Genomic DNA, 1,191 nt, shown 5'->3' with positions numbered 1-1,191 from the left:
AAGTCTAGTACCCATAGCTTCGGTGTATTGCTTAGCCCCGTTAAATCTTCCGCGCAGGCCGACTCGACTAGTGAGCTATTACGCTTTCTTTAAATGATGGCTGCTTCTAAGCCAACATCCTAGCTGTCTAAGCCTTCCCACATCGTTTCCCACTTAGCAATAACTTTGGGACCTTAGCTGATGGTCTGGGTTGTTTCCCTTTTCACGACGGACGTTAGCACCCGCCGTGTGTCTCCCGTATAGTACTCATTGGTATTCGGAGTTTGCAAAGGGTTGGTAAGTCGGGATGACCCCCTAGCCTTAACAGTGCTCTACCCCCAATGGTATTCGTACGAGGCGCTACCTAAATAGCTTTCGAGGAGAACCAGATATCTCCCGGTTTGATTGGCCTTTCACCCCCAGCCACAAGTCATCACCGCATTTTTCAACATACGTGTGTTCGGTCCTCCAATTGATGTTACTCAATCTTCAACCTGCCCATGGCTAGATCACCGGGTTTCGGGTCTACACCTTGCAACTAAACGCGCAGTTAACACTCGGTTTCCCTACGGCTCCGCTATTCGCTTAACCTTGCTACAAAATGTAAGTCGCTGACCCATTATACAAAAGGTACGCAGTCACGGTCTCAAGAACCGCTCCCACTGCTTGTACGTATACGGTTTCAGGTTCTATTTCACTCCCCTCACAGGGGTTCTTTTCGCCTTTCCCTCACGGTACTGGTTCACTATCGGTCAGTCAGGAGTATTTAGCCTTGGAGGATGGTCCCCCCATGTTCAGACAAGATGTCACGTGTCCCGTCCTACTCGTTTTCACATAAAGTTAGTTTTCATGTACGGGGCTATCACCCTGTGCCGCTGCGCTTTCCAACGCATTCCACTAACACCCTCTATGCTTAAGGGCTAATCCCCGTTCGCTCGCCGCTACTAGGGGAATCTCGGTTGATTTCTTTTCCTCCGGGTACTTAGATGTTTCAGTTCCCCGGGTTCGCCTCATTAACCTATGTATTCAGTTAATGATACTAGCTTATGCTAGTGGGTTTCCCCATTCGGACATCGTTAGCTCAAATGCTTGTTACTAGCTCGCCAACGCTTTTCGCAAGTTACTACGTCCTTCATCGCCTCTGACTGCCAAGGCATCCACCATATACGCTTAGTCACTTAACCATACAACCCAAATAAGTCTCTATGAGAT

At 48.7% G+C, this 1,191-nt stretch carries 1 rRNA gene; it reads right to left on the bottom strand.

The annotated features are described in order from the left end of the window. A 23S ribosomal RNA gene (locus tag L2747_RS21330) occupies positions 1-1,163 on the bottom strand; the annotation flags it as partial. Between the last annotated feature and the right edge of the window lie 28 nt (positions 1,164-1,191).

Origin of the sequence: Shewanella marinintestina (genome assembly GCF_023283845.1) — a bacterium.
GTDB lineage: Bacteria > Pseudomonadota > Gammaproteobacteria > Enterobacterales > Shewanellaceae > Shewanella > Shewanella marinintestina.
The sequence above is the reverse complement of the archived record's forward strand: the minus strand, read 5'-3'. Positions and strand labels throughout refer to the sequence as shown.